The sequence below is a fragment of the Microcoleus sp. B4-C1 genome, from assembly GCF_036705285.1.
Lineage (GTDB): Bacteria > Cyanobacteriota > Cyanobacteriia > Cyanobacteriales > Microcoleaceae > Microcoleus.
In genome coordinates this window covers 1-1,179 of sequence record NZ_JAUBUC010000238.1, presented here as the reverse complement: position 1 = coordinate 1,179, position 1,179 = coordinate 1, and the positions used below count along the sequence as shown (strand labels likewise).

Annotated in this window: 1 protein-coding gene; it reads left to right on the top strand. The window is 36.0% G+C overall.

What is annotated here, in order from left to right:
* Positions 1-86: 86 nt before the first annotated feature.
* A protein-coding gene (locus QUB26_RS31880; RefSeq protein WP_333247097.1) for an ISKra4 family transposase occupies positions 87-1,153 on the top strand; the annotation gives its coding sequence in 2 pieces (ribosomal slippage) (positions 87-255 and positions 255-1,153; 1,068 coding nt in all).
* Positions 1,154-1,179 lie beyond the last annotated feature (26 nt).

Here is a 1,179-nt window from a genome sequence, read left to right as displayed (position 1 = left end):
GGGTGCATCTCACTTTGGCGAATATGTCGCAAAAGGGTTAAAATGGAAAAGCTAGTAAAATTGCCAAAAAATATGAGGTAAAGAAAATGACACCCTCAGACCAAGAACAGCTAAAAGCCTACTTAAAAGCGGCAGCATCCATTCTTTACAGAAATACAGATCCAACCGAGTTAGAAAGTTTTGACAGCATAGAAAAATCTCTCCGTCAGAAAATGCTAGAACAAGTGGGACCAGAACTAGGTAGCTTTTTTTTTCAGCAGTATCAGGGATTCAAACAGGAAAATCCAGAAAAATAAAATCAATAGTCGGTTCGCTCGAAATTACAGACAATCAAGCGAAATATTTTGGATTGAAAGCGTATAGTCAATTCAGTCCAATGATGGAAAAATGCTGTCTTTTAATCAGTGCCAACGAATCTTATCAAATGGCAGAAAAAGATTTAGAAATTTTCACGGGGGTCAAAGTCTCTCATAGTACATTACACAGATTAGTCAAACGACAAGAATTTGAATTACCTACATCTAAACAAGGAGTCCAAGAAATTACATTAGATGGCGGGAAAGTCAGGCTACGCAACGAAACCAAAGGCGAGGGGTGTTATTGGAAAGACTATAAAGCCATTTGTTTAGATAATGTTTATTCGGGAGCATTTTTTCAAAATAATCAAGATTTAATTGATTGGACTAATAGCCAAAAATTACTACATCCTATGTATTGTTTAGGAGATGGTCATGCCGGAATTTGGAACATATTTAAAGAAATAGGAGATACTGAACAAAGACAAGAAATCTTAGATTGGTATCATCTGAAAGAAAATATTTACAAGGTAGGAGGTTCGCTAAAACGTTTAAAGTTAGCAGAAAATATGTTGTGGCAAGGTAAAATAGATGAAGTTATCAATCTATTTAAAGAGATGACAAAAAAAGGATTTAAAATATTTTGTAACTATTTAGAGACCCATCGCTGCCGAATAGTCAACTACCAATACTATAAAGAGGAGTCCATAAGTTCGATTGGTTCGGGAACAGTTGAATCAATTATTAAACGAATTGGGTTCAGGGTGAAAATATCAGGAGCGCAATGGAAAATTGAGAGCGTTCCCTCTATCCTTTCTCTTCGCTGTGCTTATCTCAACGGTCAACTTTCAATTTGATGTATTTGCCAAAGTGAGATGCACCC